This is a genomic window from Limosilactobacillus pontis (genome assembly GCF_002940945.1).
Lineage (GTDB): Bacteria > Bacillota > Bacilli > Lactobacillales > Lactobacillaceae > Limosilactobacillus > Limosilactobacillus pontis_A.
This window is the reverse complement of the sequence record NZ_PNFV01000006.1, coordinates 29,052-46,170: the sequence shown is the minus strand read 5'-3', so window position 1 is coordinate 46,170 and position 17,119 is coordinate 29,052. Positions and strand designations below refer to the sequence as shown.

Genomic DNA, 17,119 nt, shown 5'->3' with positions numbered 1-17,119 from the left:
AGTTAAATGCCCAGTAAGCTGCTTTTGTTTTATAAATCTATTAGTATAGGGCTTCACAATCATGCAAATATCTTTGTAATCGTTTTCGCAATGTGATAATATACAGATCGTTGTTTTGGTAAAACAATTTACTAAAACGTTACACTGAAAATAAATGCATTTTGGAGGATTGATTTGCAATGAAGAAGACCGGAATTATCAACTCAGAGATTTCCGCTGTTGTTGCCAACATGGGTCACATGGACTGGCTCTCGATCGGTGATGCGGGGATGCCGGTACCGTTTGGAACTAAGAAGATTGACCTGGCTCTTGATAAGGAATTGCCAAGCTTCATCGATGTTTTGAAGAACGTCTTGAAAGAGATGAAGGTGCAGAAGATTTACCTGGCTGACGAGATCAAAGACCAGAACCCTGACCAGCTTGCCGCCATCAAGGAACTCCTGCCTGACGTTGAAGTAGCCTTCGTGCCTCACAGTCAGTTGAAGAAGGACCTGGCCAAAACCCATGCCTTCATCCGGACTGGGGAAATGACGCCATATTCCAACATCATCTTGGAATCTGGCGTAACGTTCTAGGAGGTTGCTCATGGATAAAGTAAAACACCAAAGTTGGGAGCAGTTACCGAACGGTTACCTCAGCCGGACGCCAATGTTCCAATTTGTTATTTTATGCCTAATCTTCCCACTGTGGGGAGCGGCCGCTAGTCTGAATGATATTCTGATCACCCAGTTCAAGACGGTCTTCACCCTGAATGACACGGCTACGGCCTTCGTTCAAAGTGCCTTCTACGGTGGTTACTTCCTGATGGCCATTCCAGCCTCGATTCTGATCAAGAAGACATCCTACAAGCTGGCAATTTTAACTGGTTTGTTATTTTACATTATTGGTTGTGGGATGTTCTTCCCAGCTTCACACGTGGCTACCTACAGCATGTTCCTAGCCGCCATCTTCGCCATTGCGATTGGTTTGAGTTTCCTGGAAACCAGCTGTGATACCTATGCTACGATGTTCGGTCCTCAGGCTACGGCCAACAAGCGGTTAAACGTTGCCAACGTCCTAATCCCGCTGGGGGACATTATGGGGATCGTCCTCGGTAAGTACCTGATCTTCGGTGAGGGTGGTAACATTGCCGACAAGGTTGCCAAAATGTCCAAAGCCGAGGCTGAAGTCTACAACCAACACCTGCTGCAATTGACCCTGCGGCCGTACAAGTACATCCTGATCGTCTTGATCATCATCTTCATCGTCCTGGCGATTACCAAGATGCCACGGGCCAAAGCAATGTCAAGTGAATCGGCCGAAGCACAGCCAAAGCTCGGTGAAACCTTCCACTACCTCTTCCACAACAAGCGGTACATGAAGGGGGTCCTGTGCCAGTTCATCTATGCCGGAATGCAGACTACGGTTTGGTCCTTCACCATCCGGCTGGCTCTGCGGTTGGACTCACACATTTCCGACTCTGCGGCTTCAACCTTCATGATTTACAGCTACATTGCTTGGTTCTTCGGTAAGCTGGTGGCCAACTGGTTCTTGAACCGTTACTCAATCACCAAGGTCCTGACTTGGTTCTCCCTGTTAGGGACAATTTCCTTGATCGTGACCTTCACGATTCCAAACCTGACGGCCGTCATTGCTGCCATTATTACCAGCTTCTTCTTTGGTCCAGAATGGCCAACGATCTACGCCCACACTTTGGATCAGATCCACGAGAAGAAGTACACCGAAACCGGTGGAGCCTTCATCGTGATGTCACTGATCGGTGGGGCCATCATCCCAGCAGTTCAGGGACGGGTATCTGACCTGACTGGTTCGATGCAGTTCTCATTCATCGTGCCGGCTATCTGTTTTGCCCTGATCACCCTCTACTTCTGGACGGAACACCGTTGGGAAAAGCAACACCCTAATGAAGTTCATGATGGTGAATAATCATTAATTGAAAGTATACAAAAAGCACTGCCTGGAAGTTTTTCTCCCTAGGCAGTGCTTTTGTGATATTACTTGTGTTCCTTGAACTCACCCTCGACGACGTGCTTGCCGCCCTTACCCTTGGCGTCGGGCATTATCAAACCAGCCACCAGGTAGATCAGGCCGATTGGGAAGAACCCAGTTATGACCAAGAGAACTAAGGTGATCAGTCGTACAAGAGTAGGATCGATACCGAAGTAGTCAGCGAGACCACCACAGACCCCTAAGAAAACCTTGTTCTTTGATTTTGTTAACTTCTTTTCCATGATTAAGACCTCCAATCAATTCATAGCGATTAACTACCCTAATTATATCATTTCACTAGGCAAAGTACTCATAACGTAATTGGAAGTGTTCAGGGTGGCCAGGCCGCAGGGCAATATCACCAAACTGCGGGTGATGAGGAGCATCCGGCAATGTTTGTCCCTCAAGGGCGATCGCAAACCAGCTGCCTGCCGGCCGATTGTAGTCCGGTACTTGGAGCCCATTGGCGGTGTAAACCACCAGGCCGTTACGATCGGAGTACATTTTGATCTTACGGCCAGTGGCGGCATCCATCAGTACTGCGACTGGTTCGTGGGCCAATCGGTTGCTTGGCAGGACCACGAAGGCATCATCAAAGCCGCCTTCTGGATTGTGCTCCTCCTGCAGGTGTTGAAGGGCAGTACCGAGAACGGTCGGGTACTTGAAGTCAAACGGGGTATTCTTGTTGAGGACTTTTTTCCCAGTCGGCAGCTTCTCATCGTCCAGCTGTAAGTGGTAAGTTGAATTGAGAGTCAGTACGTGGCCCTGGATTGTCTTCGCTTCACCAGACAGGTTCCAGTAAGTGTGACTAGTTGGGTTGAAGAGGGTCTTCGAATCGGTTTGACCATCGAAGTCGATGGTGACACTGTTGTCGTTGGCCAGGGTGTAGGTGACTTTGACGTCCTCCTTGCCTGGAAAATGGTCAGTGGTCGAATCAATACTGGTTGTTAGGACTGCCTGGGCCTGATCAGCATCCTGCTTAGTTTCTACCTGGTAGAACTGCTGGCTCAGCCCGTTGGCGCCGCCGTGGAGGAGGTTATCGCCCTCGTTGGCCGGTACACTGTATGATTGACCGTCGATGTCGAACCGGCCACCGGCGATCCGACCGGCGGTTCGTCCGATAATTCGCCCGGCGTAGAGACTGCCGTGTTCAATGTAGGGATCGAAGGTATCAGCGGCGAGGAGGAGGTTGACGCGTCCGCCCCGTGTATTGGGAACCATGTAGGCCTGCCAGATCCCTGCGAAGTTGAGGACACTGATGCTGACATTATTATCGTTGGTCAGGGTGTACTTTATGACATCCTGATTGCGGTATTCTCCGAATTTTTCTGTTGCAATCTTCATGATCAAACGCCTCCTGCATATTTGCTTTCACTTGCGATTGTAGCATATTCACTGGAATATCCACGGTAATTTGGTTAATTCTAATCTAAATATAGGAATATTAAGCACTTTACGACTAAAACTGTTCAATGGTCAATCATTGATACATTCACCCGGCTTTCGGTACATTTTGAAACTATTGTCGCATTTAAGAACAAATATTCTTAAAAAGTTCTGTTGTTTGATATCAGAACGTTATATAGTATTCATGTTGAAAAAGCAACAGAGGGGAGGAATAGTTGATGCGCGTTACACGAACAGTTCGGGATTTTCAGAATGCTCTGATGGTCCTGCTGGAAACCAACTCTTTTGATCACCTGACGGTTGACCAGATTTGTAAGGAGGCTCTGCTGCACCGGAGCAGTTTTTACCGTTATTTCAATGACAAGTACGACCTGCTGGAGCAGACATTGAAGGCCCAGGTGGTGCGGATCGTTGATAATGGTAATTCTTCTGAGGATGATATTGTTAAACAAGTAGTTCTTTATATTGATCAGCACCGCGACATGGTTCGCCACCTTGCTGCCAGTGACACCCACAGTTCCCTGTACTCGGAACTGCTGCAGATTCTGACTCAGATGTTTTTGGAACGGAGCGAGCAGGAGAGTAACGACCCGGTTATCCAGGCGTTGCAAAAGTCGGACAATCCGGAACTGCTGGCTTACACGCTGAGTGGCGCGATCCTTGGTGGTTTCCACTGGTGGCAAAGCAAGAACTACAATGTGCCCGTTGAGGAAGTCATCAACTTCGTTCGGGAGACGGTCCACAGCCTCTCCGACGAAAAAATGTGTGATTAAGTAAATTCGAGGTGAAAGAGAAAAATGTGGGAAATGATCAAGCAGGAGTTTAAGAATATCTACCATAATAAAATCCTGCTGATTTCGACCCTGGTCATCTGTATCATTCCCTTCCTATACAGTATCTTCTTCCTGAAGTCGGTATGGGACCCGTACGGGAATACGCAGGACCTGCCGGTGGCGGTTGTCAACAAGGATGACCCGGTCGTATATCAGGGACGTAAGATGGATGTTGGGGATCAGACAATTAAGAATCTGAAAACCAATCACGCCCTGAAGTGGGAGTTTGTCTCGGCCAAAAAGGCTCAAGAGGGCTTGAAGGATCGGAAGTATTACACGGTGGTCACCATCCCGAAGGACTTTTCCAAGAATGCTGCTACAGTAATGGATAAGCACCCGAAGACGATGAAGCTGAAGTACGAGACCAACGACTCTTTGAACATGATCGGGGAGGTTATCTCCCAGATGGGGATGCAGAAGCTGAATACCAAAATTCGGGCTTCTGTCACGAATGCCTATGCCTCGGCCATGTTTAAGGAACTCCATGTGGTCGGCAAAGGCATGAGCAAGGCCGCTAATGGTGCCAAACAGCTTGATACCGGGATTGTAACGCTGAATAATGGGGTTAATCAGTACGTTGCCGGAGTCAGCCAGGTAAATAACGGTGTCCAGGAGATGCGGGTTAAGGTAGCCCCATTGACTGCAGGTGCCGCTCAACTAGCCAGTGGTAGTCAGACCCTCGCTAACGGGATTCGGCAGTACACCGGTGGCGTCAGCATGCTCGGTGCTGGAGTGAGCCAGCTAATGGCTAATTCTGGATCCCTAAATGGCGGTGCCGGTCAACTCCGGTCAGGGCTGGAAATTTTAGATAGTAAAGGTGTCGACCTACGAAATGGTGGTGCCCAGCTGGCGAATGGCGCTGATACCCTAGCTACTGGGATTTCCGGCGGTGCCAGTCAGTTAGCTACTGGTGTTTCTGGTGGTGCCAATAAATTAGCTACTGGTGTTTCTGGTGGTTCAACTAAACTTGCTAACGGTGCTAACGAGATTAACAACCAGGTAAACAGTTCTCTTAGTGGTATTGATACTGCTGGAATTATGGGGACTCTGGACCAGGCTGATCAGATGAAGAAAAATATTGTCCAATTAAGCGCAGCCCTCGGCGAGGCCAAGACATCATTGACTGCTGCATCTGCGGCGGCCGGTAAGCTTCAAAATGCTAGTGGGGCCATCAGCGGTGCCCAAGGTGAATTGGGTAAGCTAAATGGTGTTGCTGGTAATGATGCCAAGATTGCCGCAACCGCTGCCTCTCTTGCGGGAAGCACAAGTGATGATAAAATCAAAGGACAGTTACAGGAAATTGCCGGAATGGCAAAGTCCAATGCTGAAACGATTCAAGGAATGTCTGGGACCCTGAGTCAACTGAATAACCTTAACGATAGTCTTAAGGACCTGCAAACTCAATTGGGTAGTCTTAATCATATGTCTGGTACGATTGACCAGGCAACGACAGTGATGAACCAGGCTAACCAACTGCTGGGTCAGCTTGATGGTTATAAGGGAACGATTGCCGGCTTGCCAAATCAGATCAAGGCTCTTCAAGAAGGAACCGCAAAGTTAGCCGCTGGTGCTAACCAACTGAGTAGCCAGGCAACAGCCGGTGCCAACCAGCTGAGCAGCCAGGCAACAGCCGGTGCCAACCAACTAAGCAGCCAGGCAACAGCCGGTGCTAACAAGTTCCGGTCCGGTGCCCAAACTGCCCAAACCGGGATTAACCAATATACAGCCGGTGTTCACACTGCCACAATCGGTGCCAACCAACTAGCCAGTGGTATTAACCAATACACGGCCGGAGTTGGTCAGCTGGGCAACGGGATCAGTCAGCTGAACGCCAACAGTGGCCAGTTGAATTCCGGTGCCATGCAGTTAGCCGGTGCACTCGATCAGCTCAACAACCAGATTCCAACCCTAGTGGCTGGGGTTAACCAACTGGCCGCCGGAACTCAGCAGCTCCAGGATAATTCACCAGCCTTGATTTCCGGGATCGCGCGGCTGAACGCCGGTGCCGGTCAGCTGGCATCATCCCTGGGTCATGGTGCTAAGACCATCAATGGTATTAAGCCAACTGCCCGGACGGCTAAGATGTTTGCTGAACCAACCCAGCTCCAGCACAAGAACTACAGTTACGTACCGAACTACGGCCACGCCCTGGCTCCTTACGTCCTGTCAGTTGCCCTCTATGTTGGGATGCTGGTCTTCAACTTTGTTTACCCAATTCGGCGGATTGCAGCACCAGGCAAATCCGCAACTGCATGGTGGGGGAGCAAGGTTGTAATTGGCAGTACCGTAGCCGCCGCAATGGCGATCGTAGAGGATGGGATCATGATGGCTTGTGGCTTGCATATCGACCACGTTCCGTCATTCTTCTTGACGACGATCTGCTTCGGGCTGGCCTCGATGGCGATCGTGATGTTCCTGTCAATGACCTTCGATAACCCTGGCCGTTTCCTGGCCATGGTTCTCCTGATGCTGCAACTTGGTGGTTCTGGTGGGACCTTCCCAATGGAAGTCACGATGAAGTTCTACAACGTGATTCACTGGTTCCTGCCGATGACCTATTCTATTCAGGGTTTGCGGCAATCGATTAGTAGCGGATTAGGCGAGCACTACGCCATGTTCTGCAACGCTGTTCTGCTCGGGATTGCTGTGGTCTTCTTCCTCCTACTGTGGGCCTCAATGATTGGGATTCGTTCTCATACCTTCAACCTCTTCCCGCGGTTGGATAAGGATCAGAAGTTCCTTGATAAGATGGAAAACGACGGCGGAATTCAATCCGACCGGGATAAGAAATAATTTAATGAAGTGTCCGTTGCTGTATAGGTGACGGACACTTTGTTTGTCTTTTGGGGTACGCCTAATGAACAAAAACCTTGGTGACGCCTGACAGGTTCGGTGTTATTCTAGTAATGGAAGAGCTTTCAGAAAAGGAATGAGAATTATGAAGATTATTATGTATGGTACCAGCAAGGCCGAGCGCAAGTACGTTCAGGACTGGATGGAGAAGACTGGTAACGAGGTTAAAATGGTCAGCGACCAGCTGAATGACCGTACCATTGACTTGGCGCAGGGCTTCGATGGTCTCTCAATCCAGCAGACAAAGCCACTCGGCGACCCGTCGGTGTATCAGAAACTGGCCGAGATGGGGATCAAGCAGATCGCAACCCGGACAGCAGGTTACGACATGATTGACCTAGCAGCGTGCCGGGCCAATAGTATTGTCGTGACCAACGTGGCTGTCTATTCACCACGGGCGATTGCTGAGATGGGCCTGACGCATGCGATGTACCTTTTGCGCCACATTGGTGAATTCACTGACCGAATGAATCAGGGCGATTTCCGTTGGAGTCCTGATTTGATTAGTGATGAGATCTATACGCAGACGGTTGGGATCATCGGTCTGGGCAATATCGGTGGTGCCACTGCCCAGCTCTATAAGGCTCTCGGTGCCCGGGTTCTCGCTTATGATCCGAATAAGAATGTCGAATACGCTCCATATGTTGAGTACACTGACTTCGATACGATTATCAAGTGTGCTGACATCATCTCCCTCCACACGCCGTTACTGCCAAGTACCAAGGACATGTTGGCAGCACCCCAATTTGCGGCCATGAAAAAGAATGCGATTGTGATCAATATGGCTCGGGGTGGCCTGATTAACACCACTGACTTGATTGCCGCTCTGGAAAATCATGAGATCGCCGGGGCCGGCCTCGACACCCTGGCCGATGAGACCAGCTTCTTCAACCAGGAAGTGGCAATTGATCAGCTGCCAGCTGACTACCAGCGCCTTCACGCGATGCCGAACGTCTTGATCACACCGCACGTCGCCTTCTTCACCAAGACTTCGATTAGAAATATGGTCGAGATCAGCCTGAATGATGTAGTTCGGGTTGTCACTGGTCAGCGGTCCCACAATGAAGTTCACCTTTAAAACTAAGCGAGCCTTCGTATGCCAGTGAATAACTGGTTTACGAAGGCTTTTTTGATATTGTTATTTCTCGGTTGTGTTGTTGGGACGGTTGTCCTGATGACTCTCAATTGAGGCGGTAGTGACACCGTCGACGATTTGACCATCGACGATACCGTGTGTAAAAGCGTGTTGCTCACTGAGACGGCAGATATGTTCGACGTCCTCAGTTACCTGGAGAGCGCCCAGGTAGTCGCCAGTCTGGTTGCGCACAGCGTAGTAGCGAATCAGGGTCCGGTGTCCATCCATCACCTGGGGTGACTCGACCATGTCTTTTTCTCCAGTATGGAGAAGATGGAGAACCTGCTTGACCATTGGGACAACGTGCTGGGGGTGACAGCCGAGAACGGGATGGTTAAGCCGCTTCTGAAGACGATCATTATCACGCCAGGGATTAGGTGAATACCAGACGTACTGGTCATCGGCATTGACATAGTCGAGTTCGTAGGGCATTGTTGCAAAGAGTGCGTGGATGTCCGCCAGATTGACCCGACCGGTCGGAAATTGGACAAAGCTACCAGCTTGAAACGGAATATCAGTTGCCATGATAAATACCCCCTGAATTAGAAATAGCCGATGAGTAGCGTATACTCATCGACTATTTTAGCATATGATCAGGATTTAACCTCGTACTTAGCGAATCGCTGGTAGTCCTGCGGGGCAGCTTCGACCGTCAGCAGAGTCCCCTCATTCTGGTACTTTGTGTCCAGAATATTAGAGTGTTCGTTGAGGTAGGAAACAACTTGCCCGTCGGCAAACGGTACCAGGAGCTTAACATGGACATAGTCTTTGAAAAGGTGCTTGCGAATAATGTCCACCAGCAGTTCCAGGGAGGCATCCTGCTTGGCGGAAATAACGATTTGGTCATCACCTTCCAGGACTGGAAATTCAATCTCGGTCTTATCGGCCTTGTTGAAGACGTTGACCATTGGGATATCATGGATGCCAATCTGTCGCAAGGTCTGCTTAGTTGTCGCCATCATTTCCTCGTAGTGGGGATCGGAATAGTCAATCACCTGGATGAGGAGGTCGGCATTGGCAGCCTCAGCCAGGGTGGACTTGAATGATTCCACTAGCTGGGTCGGTAGCTTGCTGACAAAACCGACCGTATCGCTGAGCAGAAATTCCTTTTGACCAGGAAGGGTCATTCGCCGCACACTGGTGTCCAGGGTAGCGAAGAGCATATCCTTCTCAAAGACGGTCTTATCCTCAACCTTTCCATAGCGTTTGACCAGCCCGTTCATGATGGTGGACTTACCGGAGTTGGTGTAGCCAACCAAGGCAGCCGTTGGGATCTCACTCTTGGCCCGTTGCTTGCGCTTGGTCTTCTCGGACTTAGCGATGGCAGCCAACTCGTGGCGGAGGTGGGTGATTTGGTGTTGGATTGTTCGCCGGTCCATTTCCAATTTGGTTTCACCGGCACCCCGGTTAGTAAAGCCGCTCCCACCACCGGTCTGCTGATCAAGCCGCTGGCTGGCGCTGGTCTGAAGACGGGGCAGCCGGTACTGGAGTTCAGCAATCTGGACCTGGAGCTTGGCCTCCTTGGTCTTGGCACGAGTGGCAAAGATCTCAAGGATCAGTGCAGTCCGGTCTAGGATCCGGCAGCTGGTCTCCTCTTCAAGATTACGAAGCTGGCTTGGTGTCAGCTCATCGTTGGTGATAATTGTCGTGGCGTGGTTGGCGGCCGCCACGTCACTGATCTCCTGAACCTTTCCCTTCCCAAAGTAGGTGGCTGGGTTCGGTCGGTCGATGATCTGGTCGACTCGTTGCACCACGTCCATATGGTTGGCCTGGGCTAGTTCGGCGAGTTCAACCATGGAATAGTCATAGTCTTCTTGGCCCGTATCCAGACCGGTGATGATTACTAATTCATCAGATTGTATGTTGGTATCCATTAAGAGCATTTTCCCCCTTTGTGGATTAGTTATTCTGGTATTTCAAGTTTATTGTAAAAATCAACGTGGGTGTGATCGCCATCAAGGGTTAGTTTAGTGATGCTACCGTTGCGTGGTGACTCGCCAGGATCTAATTCAGTGGAGTAGTGGGCGGCGATGGAGCGGATCGTGGCCCCGTGGGAAACCACCACAGCGGTGGAGCCGTTAGGAAGGGCCCGTAGGCGGTCAAATCCCCTGCTGATCCGGTTCCAGAACTGGATGTGGTCCTCAGCATCGCCGTATTGGTCGGCTGCGGCAATCTTGTCCTTTAGTTTGTCAGGACCCCAACCGCCGACCATGGCGGCAAAAGAGTGGTAACCTTCCGCACCGCCCAGAAAATCGGCAAATTCAGCACCGTTTTGTCCTTCAAACGAACCGAAGAACTCCTCACGGAATGCTGGTTCAGGAATTGGCTCCGTGATGGTAGTGTTCGGGTCCGCGGCAAGGAGCAGGCGAGAGGTGGCCAGGGTTCGTGGCAGGTCACTACTGAAGAGGTAATCAAAGTGTACCTTTGAAAGCAGCTTGCCAGCGTGTGCGGCATCGGCCTTTCCCTTTTCGGTGAGTGGGGCGTCAGACCAACCCTGCATCCGGTTGTAGCGGTTTAGGTAGGTCTGACCGTGACGAACAAAGTAAACATGAATTGCCATAATAGCAAAACTCCTTTATTTAAATTGAATAAAATCCTGTACCCATTTTAACATGAAATAACTTATGAATAGTAGCAAACCCGCTTACTTACAGCATCCGGTTTTTTCGGATAATCTTTTGCCGGATCAGCTTGATGATAAAAGTCAGCCCGGCAAACCCTAGGGCTGCCAGAATAAAGAGCAGGATGAGCAGTGAGAAGTGGTTACGAACGAACGGAATTTTCCCAAAAAAGTAGCCGCAACCGCACCCCAGGGCCACCCAGGCGGCGACTCCGACCATGTTGCCGACGGTGAAGCGGTGGAAACTGTAGCCCATAATTCCAGAGATCAGCGGGATAAAGGACCGAATGAAGGGAACAAAGCGGCCAAAGGCAACCGCCCAGAAACCGTACTTATCGAGAAACTCACCGGCTGCTACCACCCGGGGGCCTTCCAGCCGGCGTTTGAGCCAGCGCCAGTGGGAGAGACGGTGACCAATATAGTAGTTGACCGAGTCACCGATGAAGGCAGCAAAAAAGAAAACGGGAATCACGATCTCCATCTTCAAAACCGGTTTGACGGCAATGAATGAGCTGGTTAAAAAAACTAGTGATCCGCCTGGCAACCAGGGGAAGACCACTAGTCCGGTCTCCATGAAAACCAGGGTGAAGAGAATGACATAGCTCCACGGCCCCAGCCATTGAAACATCGGAATCAGGGTTTCCGCAATATGAGTCAGGATATAGAAAATGTGGGCCATGGAACCCCTCCTTTCGAATGTATAATCCTATTTCTATTGTAGGTTGTTTGGCATACGCTTGCCTAGTATTTTGGTCAAAAGTTAATCAATCCTTTACTCCGCGACGAAACGTTTACGGTCATCGCGGAGATAATGATATAATAGTAAGACGATTTTAATGGGGCTGGGAAATAGGTTTCTCAGTATTTCGTACGGTTAGTCTTGAATGGGTACGCTGGCTTTTGTTTGTAGTCAAATGGGCTTAAACGCTACGGATGCTCCTATTTCCCGTAAATGCATTGTAATATACAAAACTAAGGGTAACTGGTGGGGAAAAGTTTCCCGATCTCTTAAGCAGAAAGGAAGATATCAGTGGTTGAAGATGCAGTAAGAAAGTATGAGCAGGGACACTTAGACCACGTGGTGAAGGAGATCAAGCAGGCTGAAGATAAGGCCGAGCAGAAGATCAGCACCGCTAAGCATGACATCAAGGGAATCAACAAGCAAATCGATGACATCCACCTCAATACAACCACGTATTCGGGGATGATGGACACGGCGATGTCTTTCCGTGCTCAGCAGCAGATGCTCGATGAACGGCAGAATAGCTGGCAGCACGCAGCCGACCATCTGGCCACCCTGCAACGGCTGGAGAAAAAGCCCTACTTTGCCCGGATCGACTTCCAGGAAAAGGGGGCTACCAAGCCGGAATCGATCTATATTGGCCTGGCCTCGTTCAGTGACCGGCCTGATCACTTCCTGGTGTATGACTGGCGGGCGCCGATTTCCTCTGTCTATTATGAGGGCAAGCTGGGTAAGGTTAGTTATGACACTCCGGTAGGCAAGCAGGAGGTTGACTTAACCTTGAAGCGCCAGTTTCAGATTAAGGATGGAACGATTGTGACTATCTTTGATACCGATGAGCAGGTTGGGGACCAGATGCTCCTTGAAGCCCTGGGCAACCACTCTAGTACCAAGATGAAGAGCATCGTGACGACGATCCAACGGACTCAAAACGAGATCATCCGGGATACTAAGGACGACCTGCTTTTTGTCCAGGGGGCAGCTGGCTCTGGAAAAACGGCAACAGTTTTGCAACGGGTTGCCTGGCTTCTTTACCGATACCGGGGGAACTTGACTTCATCCCAAGTGGTCCTCTTCTCGCCCAATCAGCTCTTCAATGACTATATCGACCAGGTGCTGCCGGAGCTGGGGGAGCACAATATGGTCCAGATGACCTACTTCCAATTCGTTAACCGCCGGGTACCACGTCTCCACGTCCAGACCCTAGCCCAGCGTTTTGCGGCTAGCCAGACGCCGACGACCCAGCAGGTCCAACGCCTGGTTACCAGCCTCCAGTACTTCAAGCTGACCGGTCGTTATGCCCAGCACCTGGGCCACGCTAATATGCGGTTCCGCAATATCATGTTTAATGGTAAGGTCTTCATTAGTAAGGAGAAGATTAAGGAGATCTACTACTCCTTCAACAACAATTACAACTTGGGCAACCGCCTAGATGGGACCAAAGAAGCCCTGATCAAGTACCTTAACCACCGCGTGTCCAGTGAAATGCGGAGCAAGTGGGTAGAACAGCGTATCCAGGACCTAAGCAAGGAAGAGATCGATGACCTCTTTGCCAACGAGCCGCGGGAGTTCGAGAGCGACGATAAGGAGTATCGTTTCCTGGCCCGACGGATCGTCATGAAAGCCTTCGAGCCGATTAAACAGGCGATTAACCATAACCAATGGATCAACATCAACGGCCAGTTCCTTCATCTTCTCCGGGTTACCCCGAAGCTAGTTGACCTGGCGGAGTATGGTCTGACCGCTGCGGATTGGCAGAAATACGTCGATGGGGTTAAGGACGACCTGAAGCAGGGGAAGATCAGTGCCAGCGGTATTACGATCTATCTCTACCTTTATGACCTGATCACCGGGCGTAAGGGGCAACGTGATATTCGCTACGTCTTTGTTGACGAGGTTCAGGATTATGATGCTTACCAGCTTGCCTACTTAAAGTACCGTTTTCCGAAGGCCAAGTACACGCTGCTGGGTGACCTCAACCAGGCAATCTTCACCCACGCCAACAGCCACTCTCTTTTAAAGCAGCTTGGGACCCTGTTTGACCCGGCGAAGACTAAGGTAGTTCAACTGACCAAATCCTACCGGTCGACCAAGCAGATTACGGACTTCACCAAGCACCTGCTTGTCGACGGGGAGGCTATCGAAGCCTTTAACCGGAATGGCGACCTGCCCCAGGTTGTCGTCAATTCGGATACGGCCGGGAGCGTGGATGCTGTAGTCGCTACCCTGCAGAAGTACCAGCAGGAACACGACGCGGTGGCTATCATTGGTAAGACTTTGGCAGACTGTGAAGTCCTTTACCAGGAGCTGGAGCGGCGTAATGTTAAGGCAACCCTGATTCGGACCGAAAATCAGCGTCTGGTCAAAGGACCGATCATCGTGCCGTCCTTCCTGGCCAAGGGGCTGGAGTTTGATGCAGTTATTGTTTGGAACGCCAACGACCAACAGTATCATGGCGATGACGAACGGCAGCTTCTCTACACGATCTGTTCCCGTGCTATGCATGCCTTGACTTTGACGGTGACTGGTCAGCCAACGTCACTGCTGGCTGGGGTACCCAAGGACGAGTACCAGCTCATTGAACACTAGCATGAATGTAAAGGAGCTGTGACATAACCCACGGTTAGGACCTGTAGGGCTAGTAGCCTAGGACAATTGTTGGCACAGAACGGGCCAGCGATTGTCCGTAGCTAGACTCTAAGGCCCTGGGTTATGGCACGTGATATCTTTGTAATACTCGACAATAAGCAAACGGGGTTGCGGCAAAACATTGTTTTGCCACAACCCTTTTAATATGAATGGCGGATTACTGGATTAAATTCTAAACTTTTTTGAAAAATGAACCAATTATGATTGCCATTACAGTTAATAGTGTATTATTGTAAGTATTGATCTTTTTTTCTGGAGGAACAAACATGAAAACAGCGTTGCAGAAGCTACGACGCGGCTTGAACACCAAGCTTGGCTTCTTCCTGCTTGTGGTGCTCTTTTTCTGTATCAAGAGCTACTGGGCATATCAAAATGAGTTCAACCTTGGTGTCAAGGGAAGTATGCAACACTTCCTGCTCGCGTTCAATACAATTCCGGGAGCATTGGTCTTCCTTGGAATTGCGCTGTACTTCCGGGGCCGGTTGTCCTATTGGCTGATGATCATCATCAATGCCTTGTTATCGACCTGGCTCTTTGCAAATATCTTATACTACCGTGAATTTTCCGACTTCATCACCTTTAACGTGATCAAGGGGTCGGGGGCCGCTTCCAACAATCTGGGAAAGAGCCTGATGGGGATCATACGGCCTGAGGATTTCTTCGTCTATGCTGACGTGATTATTCTCGCCTTAATCCTCTTGTTCCATATCATCCGGGTCGACATGCGCTACTTCAAGATTCGCTACGCTATGACGATCACGATGCTCGGCCTGGTGCTGTTTGGCGCTAACCTGGGAATGGCGGAGAAGGACCGGTCACAGCTTTTGACCCGGACCTTCGATAATAACTACATTGTTAAGTACCTAGGTCTGCAGGCTTACACGATCTATGATGGGGTCAAGACTACCCACAACAGCGTCGTCAAGGCCCGGGCCAACCAGGACGAGCTTAAGCCGGTTCTGAACTTTATCCACCATAACTACGCTGGACCAAATGTTCAGTATGAAGGAGTTGCCAAGGGGAAGAACATCTTCGTTATTCACCTGGAGAGTCTCCAACAGTTTATGATTGATTACAAGCAGGACGGTCAAGAGGTCATGCCGAACCTGAATAGGCTCTATCACGCCAATGACACCCTAGCTTTTGATAACTTCTTCCACCAGGTTGGTCAAGGGAAGACGGCCGATGCTGAAACAATGTTGGAAAATTCCCTCTTTGGCTTACCAGAGGGTTCTGCAATGGTTACTGACGGAACTACCAACACCTTCCAGTCCGCACCGGCTCTTCTCCACCAGAAGCTTGGCTACACGACAGCTTCCTTCCACGGGGATGTTCCGAGCTTTTGGAACCGGGACAATGCTTATAAGTCATTTGGCTACCAGTATTTCTTTAGCAAGGAATACTACCCGAAGATTAAGGACTACGACGCCGGTTACGGGATGAAGGATAAGATCTTCATGAAGGACACGGCCCACTACATTGAGCAGTTGCCGCAACCGTTCTATGCCAAAATCATCACGGTCACGAACCACTATCCGTACATTCTGGATAAGCAGAACAAGGATATTGAGCCGTGGAAGACTGGTGACGACACGGTGGACCCATATATTCAGACAGCTCGTTACCTGGATGAGGCGCTCGGCGAGTTCCTCGACTACTTGGATAAATCTGGTCTGCGACAAAACAGTGTTCTGATTCTGTATGGGGACCACTATGGGATTTCTAACAACCACCAGCCGGCGATTGCCCAGATCCTCCACAAGAAGAAGCTGACCAACTACGACCTAGCCATGTTCCAGAAAGTACCATTTATGATCAACATGCCGGGTCTCAAGGGAGGGATCGACCACACTTATGGTGGCGAGATCGACGTCCTGCCGACCTTAGAGGACCTGCTGGGAATCAGCTCTAAGAACTACATTCAGTTTGGTCAGGATCTTCTGTCGCCGGAACGTAACCAGATTGTGCCATTCCGTGACGGTGACTGGGTAACACCGAAGTACACCAAGTACAATGGCGATTACTTCTACACTAAGAATGGGAAGCAGATTACCAAGGCAACGCCAAAGCAGAAGGCAGAATTCAGCAAGATTCAAAAGTTCGTCACCACTGACCTTGGCCTGTCCGATCGGGTCATAAATGGCGACCTGCTTCGCTTCTACAAGCTACCAGGCTTCAAGAAGGTTAACAAGAAGGACTACACTTACAATCTTAAGAAGAGTCTGAAGAACCTGAAGAAGCAGCAAAAGAAGCAGAAGACCAGCCTGAAGAGTCAAAATAATAACCAAAGTACCTTTGATGACTACACGACCAATGCGCCGGAGCTGAAGGATTATCCAAGCTTAACTTTCCCGAAGCCGTAGTTAAAACAGCGGTGATTACGCATGCTTGCGCGATCGCCGCTTTTTGTTTGCACTTGTGTTGACAAATGTAAACAACGGGTATAACCTAATAATTGAATTACAAATGTAAACAAGAAATTTGACGAGGTGAAAAATAATGGGACAGATTTTAGCAGTAGTCATTGGTTTAGTTCTGATCGGTGCGATTTTGTGGTGGTTCTTTGGCAAGCATACCGAAGCGGCAGGGAATGCCACGATTAACGGGAACACGCAAGCGGCTACAGTGGTTGTTAAGGGTGGCTATTCGCCATCCACCGTTGTCTTGAAAAAGGGAGTACCGGGAAAAGTCAAATTTGATATGCAGGATTCGACTGCCTGCCTCTCTCACGTCGTTTTTGATAAGCTCGGGGTCAATGAGGATTTGACCAAGCGGCCGGTGACGACGGTCGACATCCCAACTGACCAGGCTGGTGAGTACGACTTCGCCTGCGGAATGGACATGTTCCACGGTAAGGTAATTGTTAAGTAGTGATCTGATTGATGGAGGAA

Annotated in this window: 14 protein-coding genes; 8 read left to right on the top strand and 6 right to left on the bottom strand. The window is 49.9% G+C overall.

Features of this window, described 5'->3' with window-relative positions; all coding sequences use genetic code 11:
• Positions 1-179: 179 nt before the first annotated feature.
• Both rbsD and fucP read left to right on the top strand, forming a co-directional pair.
• Positions 180-575 (top strand): D-ribose pyranase, encoded by a 396-nt coding sequence (gene rbsD / locus CK797_RS06085; RefSeq protein ID WP_104688871.1) that lies wholly within the window; start codon positions 180-182, stop codon positions 573-575.
• A 10-nt stretch (positions 576-585) separates the two neighbouring features.
• On the top strand, positions 586-1,926 hold the full coding sequence (fucP, locus tag CK797_RS06080) for an L-fucose:H+ symporter permease (RefSeq protein WP_104688870.1): 1,341 nt from the start codon (positions 586-588) through the stop codon (positions 1,924-1,926).
• Positions 1,927-1,994: 68 nt separating this feature from the next.
• Here fucP and CK797_RS06075 read toward each other — a convergent pair whose 3' ends face one another.
• Both CK797_RS06075 and CK797_RS06070 read right to left on the bottom strand, forming a co-directional pair.
• Positions 1,995-2,231, bottom strand: coding sequence for a PspC domain-containing protein (locus CK797_RS06075; RefSeq protein WP_104688869.1), 237 nt, complete (start codon positions 2,229-2,231; stop codon positions 1,995-1,997).
• Positions 2,232-2,286: 55 nt separating this feature from the next.
• On the bottom strand, positions 2,287-3,333 hold the full coding sequence (locus CK797_RS06070; RefSeq protein WP_104688868.1) for an aldose epimerase family protein: 1,047 nt from the start codon (positions 3,331-3,333) through the stop codon (positions 2,287-2,289).
• A gap of 281 nt (positions 3,334-3,614) precedes the next feature.
• Here CK797_RS06070 and CK797_RS06065 point away from each other — a divergent pair, with 281 nt between their 5' ends.
• The 3 genes from CK797_RS06065 to CK797_RS06055 all read left to right on the top strand — a co-directional run bounded on the left by CK797_RS06065 (position 3,615) and on the right by CK797_RS06055 (position 8,160).
• A complete protein-coding gene (locus CK797_RS06065) occupies positions 3,615-4,169 on the top strand; it encodes a TetR/AcrR family transcriptional regulator (RefSeq protein WP_104688867.1) in 555 nt (184 codons plus the stop codon).
• Between the two features lie 24 nt (positions 4,170-4,193).
• On the top strand, positions 4,194-7,022 hold the full coding sequence (locus tag CK797_RS06060; RefSeq protein WP_104688866.1) for a YhgE/Pip domain-containing protein: 2,829 nt from the start codon (positions 4,194-4,196) through the stop codon (positions 7,020-7,022).
• 145 nt (positions 7,023-7,167) lie between these two features.
• On the top strand, positions 7,168-8,160 hold the full coding sequence (locus tag CK797_RS06055) for a D-2-hydroxyacid dehydrogenase (RefSeq protein WP_104688865.1): 993 nt from the start codon (positions 7,168-7,170) through the stop codon (positions 8,158-8,160).
• A gap of 60 nt (positions 8,161-8,220) precedes the next feature.
• Here the strand turns inward: CK797_RS06055 and CK797_RS06050 are convergent, their stop codons facing one another.
• From CK797_RS06050 to CK797_RS06035, 4 genes are all read right to left on the bottom strand, one after another.
• A complete protein-coding gene (locus CK797_RS06050; protein ID WP_104688864.1) occupies positions 8,221-8,742 on the bottom strand; it encodes a PAS domain-containing protein in 522 nt (173 codons plus the stop codon).
• Between the two features lie 68 nt (positions 8,743-8,810).
• The gene (gene hflX / locus CK797_RS06045) at positions 8,811-10,091 is read right to left on the bottom strand and encodes a GTPase HflX (protein WP_104688863.1); all 1,281 of its coding nucleotides are present in this window, start codon (positions 10,089-10,091) and stop codon (positions 8,811-8,813) included.
• Between the two features lie 29 nt (positions 10,092-10,120).
• A complete protein-coding gene (locus tag CK797_RS06040; RefSeq protein WP_104688862.1) occupies positions 10,121-10,777 on the bottom strand; it encodes a histidine phosphatase family protein in 657 nt (218 codons plus the stop codon).
• Positions 10,778-10,865: 88 nt separating this feature from the next.
• Complete coding sequence (locus CK797_RS06035) at positions 10,866-11,516, bottom strand: DedA family protein (protein WP_104688861.1); 651 nt, start codon at positions 11,514-11,516, stop codon at positions 10,866-10,868.
• Between the two features lie 351 nt (positions 11,517-11,867).
• Between CK797_RS06035 and helD the strand changes: the two genes are divergently transcribed.
• The 3 genes from helD (at position 11,868) to CK797_RS06020 (ending at position 17,099) form a co-directional block, all read left to right on the top strand.
• Entirely contained in the window at positions 11,868-14,168 is a 2,301-nt protein-coding gene (gene helD / locus CK797_RS06030; RefSeq protein ID WP_104688860.1) for an RNA polymerase recycling motor HelD, read from the top strand.
• A 326-nt stretch (positions 14,169-14,494) separates the two neighbouring features.
• Entirely contained in the window at positions 14,495-16,591 is a 2,097-nt protein-coding gene (locus CK797_RS06025; RefSeq protein WP_104688859.1) for an LTA synthase family protein, read from the top strand.
• Between the two features lie 136 nt (positions 16,592-16,727).
• Complete coding sequence (locus CK797_RS06020) at positions 16,728-17,099, top strand: cupredoxin domain-containing protein (RefSeq protein WP_104688858.1); 372 nt, start codon at positions 16,728-16,730, stop codon at positions 17,097-17,099.
• Positions 17,100-17,119 lie beyond the last annotated feature (20 nt).

Coding starts and splice junctions, on each gene's coding strand:
- CK797_RS06060 (WP_104688866.1), top strand. CDS start 4,194: ATGTGGGAAATGATCAAGCAGGAGTTTAAGAATATCTACCATAATAAA.
- CK797_RS06020 (WP_104688858.1), top strand. CDS start 16,728: ATGGGACAGATTTTAGCAGTAGTCATTGGTTTAGTTCTGATCGGTGCG.
- CK797_RS06070 (WP_104688868.1), bottom strand. CDS start 3,333: ATGAAGATTGCAACAGAAAAATTCGGAGAATACCGCAATCAGGATGTC.
- fucP (WP_104688870.1), top strand. CDS start 586: ATGGATAAAGTAAAACACCAAAGTTGGGAGCAGTTACCGAACGGTTAC.
- CK797_RS06065 (WP_104688867.1), top strand. CDS start 3,615: ATGCGCGTTACACGAACAGTTCGGGATTTTCAGAATGCTCTGATGGTC.
- rbsD (WP_104688871.1), top strand. CDS start 180: ATGAAGAAGACCGGAATTATCAACTCAGAGATTTCCGCTGTTGTTGCC.
- hflX (WP_104688863.1), bottom strand. CDS start 10,091: ATGGATACCAACATACAATCTGATGAATTAGTAATCATCACCGGTCTG.
- CK797_RS06035 (WP_104688861.1), bottom strand. CDS start 11,516: ATGGCCCACATTTTCTATATCCTGACTCATATTGCGGAAACCCTGATT.
- CK797_RS06050 (WP_104688864.1), bottom strand. CDS start 8,742: ATGGCAACTGATATTCCGTTTCAAGCTGGTAGCTTTGTCCAATTTCCG.
- CK797_RS06075 (WP_104688869.1), bottom strand. CDS start 2,231: ATGGAAAAGAAGTTAACAAAATCAAAGAACAAGGTTTTCTTAGGGGTC.
- CK797_RS06040 (WP_104688862.1), bottom strand. CDS start 10,777: ATGGCAATTCATGTTTACTTTGTTCGTCACGGTCAGACCTACCTAAAC.
- CK797_RS06055 (WP_104688865.1), top strand. CDS start 7,168: ATGAAGATTATTATGTATGGTACCAGCAAGGCCGAGCGCAAGTACGTT.
- CK797_RS06025 (WP_104688859.1), top strand. CDS start 14,495: ATGAAAACAGCGTTGCAGAAGCTACGACGCGGCTTGAACACCAAGCTT.